This window comes from Agriterribacter humi (assembly GCF_009192765.1).
In the GTDB taxonomy this organism is placed as follows: Bacteria; Bacteroidota; Bacteroidia; order Chitinophagales; family Chitinophagaceae; genus Agriterribacter; species Agriterribacter humi.
On the sequence record NZ_VOHQ01000006.1, the window covers coordinates 26,407 to 46,181 of the forward strand.

Sequence of the window (19,775 nt, forward strand, 5' to 3'; positions counted from 1 at the left end):
ATCACCACTGATAGCTCGTAGCTGATTGCTGACAACCCCCTTCATAAATTCATCTTATCTCTTATCTTTGCGCCCTTATGGCTACCAACGATAATAACAAATTTCAGGCGGTTATTGCACACGCAAAAGAATATGGTTTTGTTTTTCAAAGCAGTGAAATTTATGACGGGCTCAGCGCCGTTTACGATTATGGTCCCTGGGGCAGCGAATTAAAGAAAAACATCCGCGATTACTGGTGGAAAAGCATGACCCAGTTGCATGAAAATATTGTGGGAATTGATGCGGCTATTTTTATGCATCCCACCACCTGGAAAGCATCGGGGCACGTTGATAATTTCAGCGACCCTATGATTGATAATAAAGACAGCAAAAAAAGATACCGGGTAGATCATTTAATTGAAGCGCATGCGGAAACGCTGCCTAAAGAGGATGCTGAATCTTTGCTTGCTTCAATGGACAGGCTGCTGTCGGGAGATGATTTTACCGGGCTGAAACAACTGATTGAAGATAATAAAATCAAATGCGCCATCAGCGGCACCGGCAACTGGACGGATATACGCCAGTTTAACCTTATGTTCAAAACCGAATTTGGGGCTGTAGCTTCCGAAAATGAGGGCGACAACATGGTTTACCTGCGCCCGGAAACGGCACAGGGCATTTTTGTAAACTTTTTGAATGTGCAAAAAACCGCCCGCATGAAAATTCCTTTTGGTATTGCACAAACCGGCAAAGCATTCAGAAATGAAATTGTGGCACGTCAGTTCATTTTCAGGATGAGGGAATTCGAGCAAATGGAAATGCAGTTCTTTGTGCGGCCTGGTACCGAAGGTGAATGGTATAAATACTGGAAGCAGGAAAGACTGCAATGGCATTTGAGTTTAGGAATGCCTGCGGAAAAATATCGCTATCACGATCATGTTAAATTGGCCCACTATGCTAAGGAGGCCTGCGATATAGAATTTGAATTTCCTATTGGATTTAAGGAGGTAGAAGGCATACACAGCAGGGGTGATTTTGATTTGAGCCAGCACCAGTTGTATAGTAAAAAGAAGCTGCAGTATTATGATAATGATATTGATGCAGCAACCGGAAAGCCTTATGGCAATTATGTTCCCTATGTAGTAGAAACATCCATTGGTTTAGACAGGATGTTTTTGTCTGTGCTCTCCAATGCTTACGAAGAAGAAGCGATACCCAAAGAAGATGGTTCTTCCGACAGCCGCACCGTGTTGCGTATCCCTGCTAAAATAGCGCCTGTAAAACTGGCTATACTCCCTTTAACCAAAAAAGATGGCTTGCCCGAAATTGCCAGGGATATTATGAGGAACTGCCAGGATGAATTTTATTGCTTTTATGAAGAGAAGGATACCATTGGTAAGCGTTACCGCCGCATGGATGCCATAGGCACGCCGTTCTGCATAACTGTAGATCATCAAACCAAAGAAGACAATACTGTTACCATCCGTTACCGGGATACCATGACACAGGAAAGACTGCCTATTGACAAAGTAAAGGAATTGGTGAAGGAAAAGATCAGGTAGAGAGAAGATAAAGGTGAGAGGTGAAAAGAGAGAAGTGAAAGAGCCATTTATTCACGACTATCCATTTTCCTGATTGCCTGCCGTATAGATTGATCATTGATCATCACATCTTTTATTACAGCATCACCGTTTAGAATGCTTACTATCGCATAAGTTTTTTGGGTTGAATCCCTGGTGCTTTCACGGTACACCGTTTCTGCTTTGGGTGCTTTAAATTCATCCATATAAAATTCATCGAAAGGGTATTGCAGGTGAATGACTGCTGTATCCTTTTTCCTGTCAATATAGCTGATGGAAGCTTGTACATAATCGGGCGCTGCAAGTGGCTTTTGCTTTACTACATTTTTAATCTTCGCAAAGCCATCTCCGTCTTTTTCAAGCAGCACATATGCGTCGCCGTAATTGAAGAGGCCCGAATCGGGGGAAGTTGTTGTAAACGCATTTTCTTTGAATGAAAGCGCAATATACCTTCCCTTAAAAGGATGTGACGGGTCAACAGGTTCGGTACGGAAATTGAAAATTTTTCCTTTTCGCAACACGGCTTCCTTATCCCATATCATTTTTCCGGGCACAAACCATTGTACAATGGCAATAATGATAAATGCTCCAATTGCAAATTGTTTCATCATAAAATTATTTTTTGACAATCGCTTTTCTTTTTTTAACCATCATATAATTGGCAGCGAAAAAGCCTGCACCTGTAATAAGAAAGAAAAATCCACGCCATATAAAAGGGATCTCATCATCGAAAAAGCGAAGAACTGCTAATGTCGCTATAATGAACAAGCCAAAATTTAATATACCCAGATGATCCTGCAAAGCTCCTTTATGAATGAAAAAAACAGCCAGGAACAGTATCCACAGGTTGATGAACAGCACAGCAATATGAGGCAGGCTCCGGAACGCCAGCAACAATACAAGCAGAACAAAACCCGAAAAGCCCGTGGGATCGAAAATGATAGTTTTAGTAGTCCTGTAGCCTGATAGTACAAGCCACGCTGCAACGATAAGTATAGAAATAGTAACATATAGAAACGGAGAAAAATATATGGATGGACGGTCAATGTCTGAATAACGGTAGGCATCTGTCCACGACCAGTCGAAGCTCCAGAACATAAGAATACAAATTGTTCCCAATGTTCCAACGATTAAAAAAGGATTGGCGAATAACTTTTGATTGCTAAAGCTTTCCAACCTGCCCAAAAGATAAAACACAGAAAACAAAGCAAGATATCCCGTAAATACCCATTCGGTTCTGTCTTGCCCACCGCTAAAACTTCCCAGTACAATTGTTACAGACAGCACCAACAACCAGTTGAGCAGATGAAAAAAGTTGCTTTCTTTTTTATGTGTCAAATAGGAGTAATAGTGAGGGATAACCAGGGCCAGCAAAAGCAAATAATAAAAAGGAACCGCATCATCCGGGTAGTTAAAATATTTTGTAGCGCAGGCGTACCAGGTAATGCCTGCAATGTATAGTAATGCCACTATGGAAGAAGGCAAAATATAAACAAGCGGTATGGTAAGCAGCATCCATGTTAGTAAAAAGTCGCTTATTGTACCGCTGATATGATAGGTTTGACTAATGAGTGATATGGAAGACGCAACAGCGAAGAACAGGATAACGCCCGCCGGTTCGCGCCAGGCGATATTGTTTTTCTTTTTAAGGAGCACATACAGGCATAGGCCCTGGCCAATTGCCAATGGCAGAAAAGCAAAAAAAGTTTTGGCTGTTCTTCCCAACTCATCCCAGTTGTGCGCCACTACCAGCACTATGCCCAGGCTAACCAGTAAAGCGCCCAAAATGTTAACCACTGCGGAGAACCTGTTGGGTCTGTCTTTCTCTCTGTGTTTATAGTAGTCAGCTATTTCCTGAGCCGTAACTTGGGTTATGATATTGGCGCCTACCAACTCATGCAGTTCTTTTACAAAAGATTTACTCATACATTTCAGGGACTATATACCTTAAACGTAATAAAAAGCAGGAAATTTTTTGAATATTAAAATGGCCTTTAATATTTCCGGGGGAATTTGATGTTTAGTGGCAAGCGGGCTACCTATCGGGCAGTCGTGGCAAGTAAAGCCCAATACCAGCACGGCAGCTAAGTCCAAAATATCAATTGCTGTATTTGTATATAATATTACTTCAAATTGAAGTAGTGATTTATTGTCTTATTTTCCCTTTTAATGCGTCTAATCTTTGAGCGATAACGTTTGAGGGCAACCACTGTTTTCCAATCATTACACCGGCAATACTGGAGGTTTGCGTGATATCATTGAGCGGATTGCCATTCAACAATACAAGGTCGGAAACCGCACCCGGTTTAATTACACCTGACCCGGGATTATTAAAATAGGCGCCGGCGTTTACGGTACTGGTTTGCAATACTTCAAAAGGCGTAAGTCCCGCATCGGCCATATATTTCAGCTCCTGGTGCAGTGAGAATCCCGGAACATCAAAAACCTGGGGCGCATCGGAGCCGGATACAATACCAACATCATTATCGCTGCAGGCTTTCAGTATTTTTTTTCTCAATGCTATCAGCGCTACCGCCCCTGCAGAATCATACAATGGATCGGCCATGATATTGTTTTTTGCTTTCACCCAGTTGTTTAAAACAGACTCATTCATGTATACCATTTCCGGGTCTTTGCTGAAAGCTTCAGCCGTTCTCAAAGGGGTAAACCATCTTTCGGGCAATGCTTCTGTAGGCACAACCCAAATATTATGCTGTTTAAGGGCTTTAACGAGGGTATCTATTTTTGAAAGATCGGCCTGGCGGGCAATGTGCAGGCCAAACAAGCCCCTTTTATGTTCCGGTATTTTTTCTATGCCCGGTACCAGGCTTTCTACAAAACCGTCCATATGATCAACGGAGGCATAACCGGCAGCAATGGCATTCCATATGCCTACATCGTAGGAAACGTGTCCTGCAAAAGGAATGTTTACTTCCTTAGCCGTTTTTACTATAGCGTTAAAATTTTCGGGAGTAAGTCCTGGTAAAAGTTTAAGCAGGTCATATCCTTCATTTTTGTATTTTCTTACAAGGCTGTCCGCGTCTTTTACTGATTTTACCGTACCGCCCGATAAGCCCGGAGCGGCCGCGTAAAAATGCGGGCCTGTTATTTCTCCTTTTGATAGCTGCGCTTTTAATTCGAGATGCACAGGATCGCCAAGCATACCACGAATGGTTGTAACCCCGTTCAATACAAACAGTTCCAGCATATCCTTCATTGCGGCTGTATCTTCTCCACGGGGCATATGTGCATGCATTTCTGCCAATCCGGGTATAAGAAATTTACCCACACCATCAATGATCAAAACTTCTTTACCAGGTTCCTTTTCTGCAGTTGGTCCTATATGTGTAATTTTTCCGTCAGCAACAAATACATCCTGGTTTTCAAGCACTGTTTCTTTGTTCATAGGGATCACAGACACGTTTTGTATTACAAACACGCCTGCAACAGGGCTATCCGTTGGACCAGAGTTACATGCAAACAAAAGCAGTCCTGCCCATAAAAGAAATCCATTTTTCATATTAAGCTATTTATGAGGTGCTGCAATAAAGATAGATAATAAAGATTACATCTCTCTTGCCCTGAACATAAGAAAAAGGCTGAAATCTTCCGCTATTTTAAGTGTATTGATGCCGTACCTTTAGAAATCAAAGGATATGCATTATGAGATATGTCATAAGCTGCTTCATCATTATTTTCTGCACTGCTTATATACAGGCGCAGCCTACACAAAAGCCTCCCTTACACGGTAAACACTGGATGGCCATTACGGGTAAGCCTTTGGCTGCTACAGCAGGCGCCGCTATATTTCAGCGGGGTGGCAATGCGGTGGATGCCGCCTGTGCCATGCTTGCCGCAACCTGCACCATGTGGGATGTATTGAGCTGGGGCGGCGAAACACAGGCGCTGATCTACAATCCCAAAACAGGAAAAGTGATTGGGATCAATGCGCTGGGCGTGGCGCCAACAGGGGCAACACCTGCTTTCTTTAAAAGCAAAGGCATGGATTTTCCTCCTGAATATGGGCCCTTAGCTGCGGTTACTCCCGGTACGCCTGGCGGATTGTGTACCATGCTTGCAGAATACGGCACAATGAGTTTGAAAGAAGTGCTGGGGCCTGCAATGGAAATGGCGGCAGGCTATGCTATGGAAGCGCAAACTGCCAATAGTATAGAAAGAAACAAGGAGCGCATTAAGCAATGGCCTTATTCAAAAAAAGTTTTTCTGCCGCACGCCGGTGAAAAACGTGAAGCGCCGGAAGCAGGCGAAGTTTTTGTGCAAAAAGATCTGTTGCAAACCCTGCAAAAGCTGGTAGAAGCGGAACAGCAGGCGCTGAAGAAGAAAAGGAGCAGGAAGGAAGCGATATACGCGGCATACGACCGCTTTTATAAAGGAGATATCGGGGCCGAATTTGCAAGAGGATGCAGGGAGCAGGGCGGGTTGATCACCACTGAAGACCTGGCGAAATGGACTGTGAAAACAGAGGAACCCTTAGTAGTAAATTACAAAGGTATAGAAGTGTATAAGTTACCGCAGTGGACACAGGGCCCGGTTATGCTGCAGGCATTGAACATCCTGGAAAATTTTGACCTGAAAAGTATGGGGTATAATTCTGCTAACTACATACATACCATAACACAGGCCATGCAGCTATCCTTCGCCGACAGGGATTTTTATTATGGTGATCCTTATTTCCCACCGGAAGAGCCTATGAAAGGATTATTGTCGAAAGATTATGCAAAAGAAAGAGCCCAACTCATTCATCCCGGGTACAACAATGCCAATGCGGGCCCGGGCAATCCCTATGTTTATGAAAAAAGGTCCAATCCTTATCTTAACATAATGAACAAAAGAGGATTTATTACCGATACAACGAAGAGCCGTAATTCAGATGAATTTATGCCTGCACACGATGCCACAACATCTGTGCAATCTTTTTCTTCACCGGAAGAAACAGCGGTGTATAAAGACAGGTTATGGCGGGGCACTACTTCAATAGAAGCTGCCGATGCGGAAGGCTGGGTGGTATCTGTAACGCCCAGTGGCGGCTGGATACCAGCGTGTATTGCCGGCAATACGGGCATGGGTATGAGCCAGCGTATGCAGAGCTTTATTTGCGACAGTACATTAAATCCCTTTAATTTAGTGGCGCCGGGCAAACGTCCAAGGGTAACGCTAACGCCTACCCTTGCATTGATGGACGGGAAACCGTACTTGTCGTTTGCTGTGCAGGGCGGCGATACACAGGATCAGAATTTACTGCAATTTTTTTTAAACATTGTTGAATTTGGTATGACGGTGCAGGAAGCTACCGAAGCAGCCAATGTAAATACCAACCAGCTATGGTTATCGCTCGGCGGAACCAGCAATGCCGACCGAAAGCCACGTTCAGGCAGTTTGTTGCTCAACAGCAATACCCCTTCATGGATAAGAAAAGAACTCACGCAAAAAGGATACAGACTCAGCTTCGATGACCGTACTTCCGGTCCCATCAATGCTATTTATTTCGACTGGAAGCATAAAACACTATGGGGCGGCAGCAGCAACCATGGTGAGGATTATGGAATTGGATGGTGATGAGATGCAGGGTGCAGGTTACAAGTTCCAGGGTGCAGGTTACAGGGTGCAAGGTTACAGGGTGAAACTTGCGGGGTATATGTTACAGGGCGCAGGTCGCAAGGTTGGCGTCACAATAAACTATAAACGACAAACTATAAATCCTTCCTGTTCCATTGCCATTTTACCCCCCCCATCAGCCACCTGCCGGGCATGGGAGAACCTAACAAATCGCTGTATTGCCTGTCGAAAATATTATCTGCCTGTATAAAAACGGATAATGCTTTTTGGAAAAATGCATAATCCAATTTGGCATTCATTATAAAATAATCGGGAGTAATGCTGGCATGAATAGCAGAAGCAAATTGCTCCTGCCTCTTTTTGTATAAGCCATTAATGCTTGCAGTGAAATTATGGCACTGGTAAACAACAGAAAAATTGGTAAGAAATTTGGCGTGCGAAGAAATGTAAAAAGAGGGAACCGTATCGCTGCTTTTGCTGTTGAGCCATACTAAGCCGGCAGATGCGGTAATGCTTTGCTTTTCATTCAATGTATGTATATATTGGAGATCCGTTTCAAAACCTGAAGTATTTACCGTAGCAATATTCTTTGCCAAAGCATACACACCTGCAGGTGAAAGGTTGTCTTTCCTTGGCATGTCGCTATAAGGTGTGGTGCTGTAATCAATGAGCCGTTGATGAAAGCGCTGAAAAAAAGTAGCGGAAACTTTTAGCTTGTCCTGTAAAAACCAGTCGGCACCCGCTTCATAGCTGAACGACCTTTCCGCTTTAAGCCCGGGGTTGCCTATTCTTCCGCTTGTAACAAGTTCCTTATTGTAGTTATTGTATCGTTCCGTAAAATCGGCATCCCTGATGGTTTTGCCCGCGCTGCCCCGCAATTGCCATTGCCGTATTTTGTAGGAAAGATCAAGCTGTGGCACGAGTTCGGCCGGAATTTTTTCAAACAGTGCCAATTGCACGGAAGGGCGAACTAAAAAATGTTCTGCAATTTGTTGCGAAACAGAAACAAAGGGTGACGCCATATACAAAGAGTGATTGCCCCTGTCGTTTGAACGGATTGTTTTTTGCTGGTAGTTCAACCCGGTAACCAGCATTGTTTTTGTGCTTAACTGATTTTGATACAGGAGAAGCGCCTGGAATAATTTCGAAATATTTTTATTGGCTGCTGAGCTGCTGTTGTAGTTGAAATTATCATTTACCGATTTAAAGCCTGCATCTATGGAAAGACTTTGTTTTTGGGTATGATAGCCAATCCTTACCTGGTTCCACAAAGAAGATACTTGTTCTGTTGCGGTATCAGACAAAAAACTGGTATAGAAATTTTGTGCTGCAAAGTCGCGGTTATCGTATGCCGTGCGGTATGCAATATTCCATTTGGAGTTAAAATGATAATTGGCAGAAAGCGATGCTGTAGTATTATGAAAAAATCCCTTTGTGCCTCTTTGCTGTACACCACCGGCATTATTGGTTAATACGCCACCGCCAACGCTGAGGTTGTTTTTGCTGTAAAAAAAACCGGCATCGGCATTTAAAAAACCGTATTCGCCTGCGGAAATGCCTGCCGAAATATTTGTTTTCTCCTGGTTTTGTTTAGCGGCAAATGATTTGGTGATAATATTGATTACGCCACCTACCGCATCGGCGCCATGAATGGCGGAAGAGGCCCCTTTTAAAATTTCAATCCTTTCTATTTCAGACGGCGCAATGGGGATATAGCTGTTAAAGTGCCCGGTATTGGGGTCATTCAGCCGCATGCCGTCTAATATTATCAATACCTGCTGAAAAGTGCCGCCACGCAATACAATATCACTCTGGGAACCCATAGGACCTCTTGCCTGAATTTCCACCCCAGGTACATAGCGGAGCAGCTCATCCAACGAATGCACAGGTAAATTTTTAATGCGCTCTCCCTTTAGTATGGTAATATTTCTTCCGGTTTCGGAAGCTCTTTTCTGGCTTAAAGTAGCGGTTACAGTAATGGGGTCTAATTCTATTTCCTGTGCATGGGTAAAGGAAACAGTTATGAGAAAAATTGCAGTAAGTACTTTGGTAATGGTATTCATATGTGGCGCAAAAATAGTGAAATGAACGAATAGTTTATCTAAACGATATTGTATACAAATGCAGGCACAGGTAAAGTTCAAAATAAATACAACAGATGCATTTGGAAGCACAGGATATAAATGATCCATCTTTATACAGGCCTGTTTATTTTGAATTTACTCCGGCTATCTTTGCATTATGCATATAGATATTATTTCCGTATTGCCGGAATTACTGGAAAGCCCGTTTGCGCATTCTATAATGAAGCGGGCCCGGGACAAAGGTTTGCTGAATGTGGAAGTGCATCATTTGCGGCAGTGGGCAGTAAACGCTTACGGACAGGTAGATGATTACCAGTACGGGGGTGGCGCAGGTATGGTAATGATGTGTGAACCCTTAGTGAATGCCATTGAACAGCTATCCAAAAACAGAACATATGATGAAGTCATTTATCTCACTCCTGACGGAGAGCAGTTTAATCAAAAAACAGCCAATCAACTTTCTTTGCAGCAAAACCTGTTGCTGATCTGTGGCCATTACAAAGGGATTGACGAAAGAGTGCGCGAGCATTATGTGACAAAAGAAATTTCAATAGGCGATTATGTGCTAAGTGGCGGAGAGCTGCCTGCTGCCATATTGGTAGATGCTGTTGGACGCCTGCTGCCGGGCGTTTTGAATGATGAGACTTCTGCATTGTTTGATTCATTCCAGGATAATTTATTGGCCCCGCCGGTATATACACGTCCTGCCGAATACAGGGGCTGGAAGGTGCCGGAAATTTTGCTGAGCGGCGATCCAAAGAAAATAGCCGACTGGCGTTATGAGATGGCTTTACAAAGAACCAAAGAAAGAAGACCGGATTTGGATGAGAAAGAAAACGATCTTTAAATACTGAAAAGCGTTTATACAAAGGCGGTGTAAAGCATTTCAGTTAAGCATAGCATTTTTGAATTAAAAAATGTAAAGATTACATTGATGAAGGTGCTATCAGCCGTTTAACTAAAATGTATGGTTAACTTTCAGGCATGAAGCAACTTGTTTTATTTCTTACGGTACTGTCATTTCTTTTTTTGTCCTGCCGTAACCCCGGTAGTGAAGTTCCTGTTGTTGAAAAAAGAGATACTACCATTACCGTGTCTAACGCCTACACCCAATTGTTCTTTGATAGTCTTGCTTTGGAGCAATACATTCAGCAGCAGCAATATTCCGATACCGCAGCCAACCAGTTCCGTAGTTTTTATAATGCGCGCAATTACCAGTATGCCTGGTTCTTCCATGATGGACCTGCCGAACAGGCGTACAATTTTCTAAACATGCAGAGCGATTACATCGCTTATAGCGGAGACAGCAGTTTATATAACCCCATACTGCAACAGGTATTTGATACCTTAAAATCCGGAGGGCATTTTGTTCCATTAAATAGCAATGATCGTTTGAGGGCGGAACTATCGCTTACTACCCAGTTTTTTCGTTATGCAGGTAAAGCTTACCAGGGCGATAATAATTTAAATACCACCGATCTGAAATGGTATATCCCCCGTAAAAAAATAAACGAAGTGGCATTCCTTGATTCCCTGATTACACATAAAGGTGAAAAGGTTGCCAGTTATGAGCCGGTAAATATATATTATAGACGCTTAAAACAAAAATTACTGGATTACTACGCTATAGAAAAAGCAGGGGAGTGGCAGCCGCTTGTTACCAGCAGAAAGAAATTGGAAGCCGGTGATGCTGATGCGGTTGTTGCCGGTATAAAACACAGGTTATTTCTTTTGCAGGATTTGAGTTCAGCAGACAGTTCAGATTTATTTACCGGCTCTTTAAAGATAGCAGTAAAAAAATTTCAGCGAAGACACGGCATGCATGCAGATGGTGTTATAGGTGCAGCCACACTTCGCAAAATAAATGAGCCTTTGCAGGCAGGTATTCGTAAAATACTTATTAATATGGAAAGACTCCGGTGGGTGCCGGAGGAAATCAATAAGGATTACCTGCTGGTGAATATCCCCGAGTTTAAATTGCATGTATTTGAAAATGGTCAGCTTTCATTCAGTATGAATGTGGTAGTTGGATCTGCCCAGCACAATACGGTTGTATTTAGCGGCGATTTGAAATATGTAGTATTCAGTCCGTACTGGAATATTCCGGTCAGCATTGTAAAAAATGAAATTATGCCCGGCATGAAAAAAGATAAAAACTATATCATTAAGCATAATATGGAGATCACAGGCTATGCAAACAATATTCCTGCGGTAAGGCAAAAACCTGGTCCCAACAATTCACTTGGCAAAGTAAAATTTCTGTTCCCCAACAGCTATAATATTTATCTGCACGATACACCGGCAAAAAGCCTGTTTGGCGAAACAAAAAGAGCTTTTAGTCATGGATGCATCCGTTTAAATGAACCTGAGAAATTAGCTCAGTTTCTTTTGCGAAATGACAGTTCATGGACCGAATCAGCAATAACTTCGGCTATGAATAAAGGCAAAGAAAAGTATGTTACGTTAAAAGCGCCTGTTCAGGTATTCATCGGCTATTTTACAGCCTGGGTAGATTCAAAAGGTGAATTGAATTTCAGAGATGATATTTACGGGCATGATGTGCGGATGGCAGAAAGAATATTTGAGAAAGGCTTGCAAAAATGACAAAACCACAGTTAATATTAATCCGGGATAAATAAATGATCAATAGGTTCTGCTGCAATAGGGTATCAATGGTTTAAACCTTTACAGAATATTAATTTTTTGCATTACACCCGATTTATGGGTTTTGCTGATGGGGATCATATTACCATTTATGAATAGAACGTTTTCCTGTATATCGTTGATCTTGGTAAAATTTACGATATAGGAACGGTGTACTTTCATAAACACCTGGGGATTTACCTTGGTCTCTAAATTTTTGATGGTGTTATGAGTAATGTATTTTTTGGCTGGAGTGATAAACTTTACATAATCACCCATACTTTCAATAAAGAGTATATCATCATTGTGCAGCCGGATAAGTTTGCCGTCTGTTTTTATGAACATATGGTCCTGCTCGGAGTTGCCGTTTAGCTGCTCGGTTTTTTTACTTACTTTTTGTACTGCTTCCAGGAAACGCTGATAGGTAAATGGCTTTTTAAGATAATCTGTAACGTTGTACTGGAAGGCATCGTAAGCATATTCGGTTTTAGAAGTGGTAAGGATCACCTGTGGTGTGTATACCAGTTGATCCAGCAATTCAAAACCGGTGGCGCCGGGCATTTCAACATCTAAAAAAATAAGATCAACAACATTGTCTTTCAAAAAAACCAGGGCATCTTCCGCGTTCAAAAAGTGATGAGCAGCTTCTATAACACCTGATTTTTCACAAAACCTTTTAAGAAATTCTGCAGCAACCTGCAGATCTTCTACAATAATGCTCTGGAACTTCATAAATATTGGGTATTGTATTGTTTCAATCGCTTAATTTCATTTTCTGCAATCTTTATCGCTTCAAGACTTATGGCTATGATATGATGAAACCCGCTTTCGGCTTCAGCCATCGTTTCAGCCTGTGCACATACCTGTTCAAACGATGCAAATTCCTGCATGGTTTCATTAAGACCTGTGTATCCGAATAGTGGCTTCATTTTATGGACCACTTTCTTTAATCCTGCTATATCTCCATCGTGGAACCTGCTTTCCACCAATGGCAGCTCATTGCGCAACTGCTGTACTGTGGATTCAAAAACGAATTCAGCCTGCTGTAAATCATCTCCGTACAATTCCTGCAGGAATGCGGTATCCAGTTCCGGTGAGAAATAGAATGCTATTTTCTGATCTTCATTGTACATGTCACAATTTGTAAACCACAAAGGCGTTTTACCTTTTGCGTTGAATAATTATTATTGGGAAAAATCATCATCTCAGGTTATGCAAACGAATATTTTGGATAAATTAGTATCTTTTTGTTATAGTATTTTAAATAGTGGTATTGATCCTGCAAAAGGACATGAGGAGAACAAAAATGTACAAAGGCTCATCATTTTTATCTTTTTCGGTATAGGTGTAAACCTTATTTCAGTGCTGCTGAATGTTGTACATGGATTGTACATAAGCGTTTCTCTTAATATCACTTCCATCATCTTATTGTCGGTATGCTATTTTTTAAATAAAGATGGCAAAAGAGTGTTTGCAAAGGTGCTGGGTATAATTACAATTAATCTCTATTTGTTTGCCATTAGTTATGCCGAAGGCTTAAAGGCGGGCGAGCACATGTATTATTTCCCTTTTTTACTGGCTCTTATTTTTGTAATTGATATCCGCAAAAATTATGAAGAGCTGATAATGACCTCAGTGGTAACGTTTATTACTGCGGCATTAATTTTTATTGTTGCGCCCTATGTAAGTAATGTTCAAACCATCAGCACAGAGCAATACAGCGCTTTATTCAGTTCAAATCTTAGCCTTTCCCTGGTTATAACGGCATGCTTTACTTACTATATCTTAAAAACACTGGAGATCAATGAGGAGAAATTATTAGATGAAACACGATTTAAAGATACCGTGTACGATACCTCACTTGACAGTGTATTCATTGTTGACACCCATAGTATGGTAATAACCGGCTGCAATAAAAAAGCTATGGAAGTGTTTGGGTTTACAGGTAAGGAAGAAATCCTGGGCACTGCTGCCAGGCAACTTTTGGGCAATGTAATGGAAGAACATATAGTGGTGCAGGGAAAACAGCAGTTTGCTAAAAAATCTCCCTGGTATGGTAACATGGATTTTATACGAAAGGATGACACACCTTTTTTTGCATATGTGAACATTGTTCCTTTTTCGCACAGAGAGTTTAATTATTGTAAAATCAGTATTCTTGATATTACAGAGATCAAAATTGCCGAATTTGAAATATTAAAAGCCAAAGAAAAAGCAGAAAAGGCAGTGCAGGTAAAGTCAAGGTTTTTGTCGAATATGAGCCATGAGCTCAGGACGCCTCTAAATGCCATTATAGGCACTACCAATATCATATTGAATGAGGAGTACCTGCCATCGCAAAAACAAAGCTTTGAAGTACTCAAGTATTCTTCAGAACACATGATGCAACTGGTAAATGATATTCTTGATTTCAGCAAAATTGAAGCCGGGAAAATGGTGCTTGAAAGTACTCCGTTTAATGTGAAAGTATTTTTACAGAAGGTGGCGGCATCTTTTGCCGCCCCAATTGCGGCAAAAAACCTTGCGCTTCACATTGAAGTTGACAACAATGCGGACCTGGAAGTATATGGAGATGAAATGCGCCTGATACAGGTAATGAATAACCTGCTGGCCAATGCTATTAAGTTTACAGAAAAAGGCACTCTTACAATTGAAGTGAAAGCCGTTAACCACAGGAGCCATAATGCGGATATATATTTTGCGGTTAAAGATACCGGTATCGGTATTGCGCAGGGCAAGATGCGGCAGATATTTGAAAGCTTTACGCAGGCAGATATTGAAACCACGCGGAAATTTGGTGGTACAGGATTGGGGCTTGCCATAAGCAAAAAAATAGTAGCGCAAATGGGTGGTAATCTGCAGGCAGAAAGCAATGTAGGAACCGGCAGTATTTTTTATTTTACGCTTGGCTTTAAAATTGCACAACAGCAAAAATCATATGTTGATGAAAACAAATTAAAGGGGCTTTCCAGCCTGGAAGGAATAAAAGTGCTGCTTGCTGAAGATAATCCCATTAATATGATCGTTGCCAAAAGATTCCTGCAAAAATGGAATATTGAGGTAGTGGAGTCCGAAAACGGAGTGAAGGCCGTTGAGCGCTTCTATCAGCATAATCCCGATTTATTGTTAATTGACCTTGAAATGCCGGAAATGGATGGAGCGCAAACCGTTGCTGAAATAAGAAAAACACACCCCTATATCCCGATTATTGCCTTTACCGCAGCTACATATGAAAATATAAAGGAAGATCTGCTCAGTAAAGGCTTTAATGATTATGTGCCTAAACCTTTTAAACCCGAAGAGCTGCACAAGAAAATAATGCAGTTTACCGAAATGCTCAATATTCATAAAAAAGCATCATAAAAAAGGTGAGAGAAAATTAAATGTTTTTCTCTTTTCTCACCTCTCACTTTCATCTTTGAGCAGTCTTGCTTAGTTCGTTTTTTCCAATTCTTTGATATCGAGCGAAGTGTTTACATCAATTTTTGTGATGGTGGCTTTTATCTCTCCTACCATAGGGCTGCTGATTACTGTATTGTAGGCAAAAAGGAATCCTTCAGGCGTTTTTTTGTAATCTGAATAATTGGTGGTTTGCTCAACCTGCTGGCCCATTACAGTTGCTTTTGTAATATTACGTATAAGATAATAGCTGGCGGCATCTATGTAAATGGTAGACACAACATCTCCTTTGCTTAACTGAATCTTGTGTACCGCTGTTCCGTTGGCTGTATCTTTTCCCTCATAGGTGGCTGTATAGCCATTCGCTTTGTAATCTGTTAACTCGCCCCCCGCACTTAATGATCCTGATGCACTCTTTACCGCTTCATCGGGCAATGGTTGCGCCTCTGTACTACCCATTAACGGGTTAATAGACCAGCCTTTATCCTTCCCGATAAAAGTGATTATTTTCTGCCCCTGCACTTCTATTTCCTGGCGGGTAGCTCTATTATACACTATCCATATTTTGGCGGGAAGTTCCATCCCCATTACCTGCATATTGGTTTCCATAACAATGTTTTTCAACCCGTCAATTTTTTCTTTTCCGCCCAATGCTTTAATATAGTTGGTTTGTAACTCTTCAACTGTTTGTGTGTATGCACACATCACCGAAACACAGGTAAAAACGGTCAGTATTGCAAATCTTAATTTTTTCATTGATTGATTTTTAATTGGTTCCGCCAAAAATAAGTTTTTCCGGACTGTTTATGTTGTCCGTTTATCATTTAACTTGTCATCAGATCATCAATTCCTGTTAACATGATTGGTATTACTCAAATTAGGGGCCGGATTGTAGATGTTTTGCGGCAAACCATTTTTCCGGGAATAATTTCTTTTTCCGGGGGTAAGATACAGGCAATACATAAAGCGGCAGATGGAGATAATAATGATCGGGAACTTCCTTTTATTTTACCTGGCTTTATTGACGCGCATATACATATTGAAAGCTCCATGCTGGTGCCTTCGCAGTTTGCAATACTTGCAGTAGTTCATGGTACGGTAGCCACGGTAAGCGATCCGCATGAAATTGCGAATGTATGCGGCATAAAAGGAGTGGAATATATGATCAGCGATGGCAAAAAAGTTCCTTTCGGTTTTTTCTTTGGTGCGCCCAGTTGTGTGCCCGCCACTGTATTTGAAACGGCTGGCGCGGAATTGAATGCCGCGGATATTGAAAAACTGTTACAGCAGGATGAAATCAAATACCTAAGTGAAATGATGAATTTCCCGGGCGTTTTGATGAAGGACCCCGAAGTGATGAAAAAAATTGCTGCTGCACACAAATTAAACAAGCCGGTAGACGGGCATGCGCCGGGTCTTAGAGGTGAACAGGTGCAGCAATATATAGATGCCGGTATTTCAACAGATCATGAATGTTTTACAAAAGAAGAGGCGTTGGATAAATTGAAACGGGGTATGCATATCCTGATCAGGGAAGGAAGCGCAGCCAAAAACTTTGAAGCATTAATTGATTTATTGAACCACTACCCGGAAAAGATAATGTTTTGCAGCGACGACAAACATCCCGACAGCCTGGTCGAGGGACATATTAACCAGCTATGTGCAAGAGCAGTTGATAAAGGCATAGATCTGTTTAAAATATTACGGGCGGCCTGCATTAACCCCGTGTTGCATTATAAGCTTGAAGTGGGTTTGCTCCGGGAAGGCGAAAGTGCAGATTTTATATTGGTTAAAGACCTGAGGGGCTTTGAGGTATTGCAAACCTACATTAAGGGTGAATGCGTAGCTGAAAAAGGAAAGAGCCTGATCCGCCTGCCCGGTAGTGACGCAGGAAACGATACGGTAATTAATCATTTTTCCTGTACTAAGAAAACCATAAATGATTTTCAGCTTGCGGAGCCTGAAGCCGCATTGCCGGTAATTGAAGCACTGAACGGGCAGTTGATTACCAATAAGTGGATGAATGGAAAAGTATTATCCGAACCCGATATTGTGAATGATATATTAAAAATAGTGGTGGTTAACCGTTACAAAGATGCGCCTGTTGCAAAGGCATTCATTAAAAATTTTGGATTAAAGAAAGGAGCTATCGCGTCTTCGGTTGCACACGACAGTCATAATATCGTTGCTGTTGGTGCGGATGATCTTTCCATTTGCAATGCTGTAAATATGATCATTGAGCATAAAGGAGGTGTGAGTCTTTGGTCCGGAGATGGCGAACCCGGAAATATTATATTACCCTTACCGGTAGGCGGTTTAATGAGCAATGAAGACGGTTACCAGGTAGCCGCACAATACGCCGCTATTGATAAAGCAGCCAAAGCGCTTGGATCAAACCTGTCGGCGCCCTATATGACATTATCCTTTATGGCCTTACTGGTTATACCCCACCTGAAGCTTAGCGATAAAGGATTATTTGATGGGGACGATTTTCGGTTGATATAAGGGTGTTGTCCTATTGAATAATTTCCCATTTTTCAATTTCGCCTTTCACAACATTGAACATAGGATGAGAAACAAGTCTTTCTTTATTGCTTGCTTCCGTAAACTTAAGTACGTTACGGATTCTTAGCTTGCTGAGCAAATGGGTTGTTTCATATTTTATTTGTCCGGTTGTAACCTGCATTGACACAGGTGAAAAATTCCAATTTATTTTATTTCTGCCGAAGTTATAGCCTCGTTTGGCAGATTCTTCAAAAACAGAAGCCAGATATTGATTTATTGCATCTTGCGATCTGTCCATTTGTTTAAACCGGTCAAGTTGTGGATGATTGCGATAACCTTTGGTCCTGCCTTCAAGAACCTGCCTGGCGAGCAGTGTTTCTCTCCACAGGGCTACAAGTCCCTTAGCGTCTAAATATTTTGGATGAACAGACCAAATTCTCATACGCTGTCAAAATAGCAAGTTGCCACTATGTATTTCGTAAAGTTGTCAATCATCCTGCTGTACGGTCATGTTTTGCATTGCTGTAACCTTATTGCTGTTCTGCAAAATACCGGTGAAAATAGGGTATCGTTTCTATGCCTTTATAAAAATTAAAAATATCGAACTTTTCGTTGGGCGAATGGAGGTTGTCGCTATCCAGCCCAAATCCCATAAATACAATTTTAATCCCCAGTTCTTTCTCAAACAGGGAGCATATAGGAATGCTTCCCCCGCCACGAACCGGAATAGGTACCTTCCCAAAAGTAGTTTCAATCGCTTTTGCTGCAGCCCGGTAGGCAGGTGAATCAATCGGCGTCATATAGGGCTCTCCGCCATGATGTTCTTCGGCCTTTACAGTTACGCCCGCCGGGGCAATACTTTTAAAATATTGTAATAATCTGTCTGTTATATCTGCCGATGACTGGTTAGGTACCAGTCGCGCTGATATTTTTGCATGTGCCCTGGCAGGTAAAACGGTTTTTGCGCCTTCGCCTGTATAGCCTCCCCAAATGCCATTGAGCTCCAGTGTTGGACGGATGCCGGTTCTTTCATTGGTGGTATATCCTTTTTCGCCCCACAAAGCCTCCACTCCAAGGTCTTTTTTATAGTCTGCTTCATTAAAAGGGGCTTCGGCCATGAGTTTTCTTTCTTCCTCTGTTGCATTTACTACATTATCGTAAAAACCCGGAATGGTAATATGATTGTTTTCATCGTGGCAGGAAGCGATCATTTTAGCCAGTATTGTTATAGGGTTGGCTACAGCGCCGCCGTATACGCCACTGTGCAGGTCGCGGTTAGGCCCTGTTACCTCTACTTCTATATAAGATAGCCCGCGTACGCCTATGTCTATTGAAGGCGTATCCATGCTGATCATGGCAGTATCGCTGATCAGAATTACATCGGCGCTCAGCAAAGCTTTATTGGATGCAACAAATTTGGCTAAGTTGGGAGATCCGATCTCCTCTTCTCCCTCAATAATGAATTTAATATTCGTAGATAAAGTATTGGTTTTAACCAATGTTTCCAATGCTTTTACGTGCATGTAAAATTGTCCTTTATCATCGCAGGATCCCCTGGCGAAAATTTTGCCGTCTTTAATTACGGGATCAAAAGGGCCGCTATTCCATAAATCAAGCGGATCGGGAGGCTGTACATCGTAATGTCCATATACCAATACCGTTGGATTTGAAGCGTCAATTATTTTTTCTGCATATACTACAGGGTGGCCTTCTGTAGAAAACATTTCGGCTTTATCAGCGCCTGCTTCTAATAATTTTTGTTTAACTGCTTCGGCGCAGGCTATCATATCTTTTTTATGTTCACTATTGGCGCTTACCGAAGGAATACGCAACAGATCCAGTAATTCATTTAAAAAACGGTCTTTGTTTTTTAACTGGTAATCTTTCCATACCTGCATAATCTGAAATTTTAGGATGAAGATGACAGAGGAACGAAATTAGGTGGTTTTTACCATACAGGAATAGCAAACAAGATGTTATTGTAATGCGTATGGTATAAAAAAAATTT

The 19,775-nt window shown here is 41.7% G+C and carries 15 protein-coding genes; 6 read left to right on the top strand and 9 right to left on the bottom strand.

Features of this window, described 5'->3' with window-relative positions; translation table 11 throughout:
* The first annotated feature begins 77 nt into the window (after positions 1-77).
* Positions 78-1,541 carry a glycine--tRNA ligase gene (locus FRX45_RS11740; protein WP_152268625.1) on the top strand — a complete coding sequence of 488 codons (1,464 nt, stop codon included), beginning with the start codon at positions 78-80 and terminating at the stop codon, positions 1,539-1,541.
* 47 nt (positions 1,542-1,588) lie between these two features.
* On the opposite strand, the gene FRX45_RS11745 is transcribed toward FRX45_RS11740, so the two are convergent.
* The 3 genes from FRX45_RS11745 to FRX45_RS11755 form a co-directional block, all read right to left on the bottom strand.
* Positions 1,589-2,170, bottom strand: coding sequence for a GDYXXLXY domain-containing protein (locus tag FRX45_RS11745; protein ID WP_152268626.1), 582 nt, complete (start codon positions 2,168-2,170; stop codon positions 1,589-1,591).
* A gap of 4 nt (positions 2,171-2,174) precedes the next feature.
* Positions 2,175-3,485, bottom strand: a complete 1,311-nt coding sequence (locus FRX45_RS11750) for a DUF2157 domain-containing protein (RefSeq protein WP_152268627.1) — start codon at positions 3,483-3,485, stop codon at positions 2,175-2,177.
* 220 nt (positions 3,486-3,705) lie between these two features.
* Complete coding sequence (locus FRX45_RS11755) at positions 3,706-5,079, bottom strand: amidohydrolase family protein (RefSeq protein WP_152268628.1); 1,374 nt, start codon at positions 5,077-5,079, stop codon at positions 3,706-3,708.
* A gap of 143 nt (positions 5,080-5,222) precedes the next feature.
* On the opposite strand from FRX45_RS11755, the gene FRX45_RS11760 reads away from it, so the two are divergent.
* Positions 5,223-7,136: a gamma-glutamyltransferase family protein gene (locus tag FRX45_RS11760; protein ID WP_152268629.1), complete on the top strand. Its 1,914-nt coding sequence runs from the start codon at positions 5,223-5,225 to the stop codon at positions 7,134-7,136.
* Positions 7,137-7,270: 134 nt separating this feature from the next.
* On the opposite strand, the gene FRX45_RS11765 is transcribed toward FRX45_RS11760, so the two are convergent.
* Positions 7,271-9,328 (bottom strand): TonB-dependent receptor plug domain-containing protein, encoded by a 2,058-nt coding sequence (locus FRX45_RS11765; RefSeq protein ID WP_226805297.1) that lies wholly within the window; start codon positions 9,326-9,328, stop codon positions 7,271-7,273.
* Positions 9,329-9,377: 49 nt separating this feature from the next.
* On the opposite strand from FRX45_RS11765, the gene trmD reads away from it, so the two are divergent.
* Entirely contained in the window at positions 9,378-10,067 is a 690-nt protein-coding gene (gene trmD, locus FRX45_RS11770) for a tRNA (guanosine(37)-N1)-methyltransferase TrmD (RefSeq protein WP_152268630.1), read from the top strand.
* Between the two features lie 137 nt (positions 10,068-10,204).
* Positions 10,205-11,824, top strand: a complete 1,620-nt coding sequence (locus FRX45_RS11775) for a L,D-transpeptidase family protein (RefSeq protein ID WP_152268631.1) — start codon at positions 10,205-10,207, stop codon at positions 11,822-11,824.
* Between the two features lie 81 nt (positions 11,825-11,905).
* Here the strand turns inward: FRX45_RS11775 and FRX45_RS11780 are convergent, their stop codons facing one another.
* On the bottom strand, positions 11,906-12,595 hold the full coding sequence (locus FRX45_RS11780) for a LytR/AlgR family response regulator transcription factor (RefSeq protein WP_152268632.1): 690 nt from the start codon (positions 12,593-12,595) through the stop codon (positions 11,906-11,908).
* Positions 12,592-12,996 carry a hypothetical protein gene (locus FRX45_RS11785; RefSeq protein WP_152268633.1) on the bottom strand — a complete coding sequence of 135 codons (405 nt, stop codon included), beginning with the start codon at positions 12,994-12,996 and terminating at the stop codon, positions 12,592-12,594. Before FRX45_RS11785 ends, FRX45_RS11780 begins: the two co-directional genes overlap by 4 nt.
* Before the next feature lie 79 nt (positions 12,997-13,075).
* Here FRX45_RS11785 and FRX45_RS11790 point away from each other — a divergent pair, with 79 nt between their 5' ends.
* A complete protein-coding gene (locus tag FRX45_RS11790; RefSeq protein ID WP_193311675.1) occupies positions 13,076-15,226 on the top strand; it encodes a PAS domain-containing hybrid sensor histidine kinase/response regulator in 2,151 nt (716 codons plus the stop codon).
* A gap of 69 nt (positions 15,227-15,295) precedes the next feature.
* Here the strand turns inward: FRX45_RS11790 and FRX45_RS11795 are convergent, their stop codons facing one another.
* Positions 15,296-16,018, bottom strand: a complete 723-nt coding sequence (locus FRX45_RS11795; protein WP_152268635.1) for a hypothetical protein — start codon at positions 16,016-16,018, stop codon at positions 15,296-15,298.
* Positions 16,019-16,120: 102 nt separating this feature from the next.
* Between FRX45_RS11795 and ade the strand changes: the two genes are divergently transcribed.
* A complete protein-coding gene (gene ade, locus FRX45_RS11800; protein ID WP_152268636.1) occupies positions 16,121-17,767 on the top strand; it encodes an adenine deaminase in 1,647 nt (548 codons plus the stop codon).
* A gap of 10 nt (positions 17,768-17,777) precedes the next feature.
* Here ade and FRX45_RS11805 read toward each other — a convergent pair whose 3' ends face one another.
* Positions 17,778-18,209 carry a pyrimidine dimer DNA glycosylase/endonuclease V gene (locus FRX45_RS11805; protein ID WP_152268637.1) on the bottom strand — a complete coding sequence of 144 codons (432 nt, stop codon included), beginning with the start codon at positions 18,207-18,209 and terminating at the stop codon, positions 17,778-17,780.
* Between the two features lie 88 nt (positions 18,210-18,297).
* A complete protein-coding gene (locus tag FRX45_RS11810; protein ID WP_152268638.1) occupies positions 18,298-19,665 on the bottom strand; it encodes a dipeptidase in 1,368 nt (455 codons plus the stop codon).
* Positions 19,666-19,775: the final 110 nt, after the last annotated feature.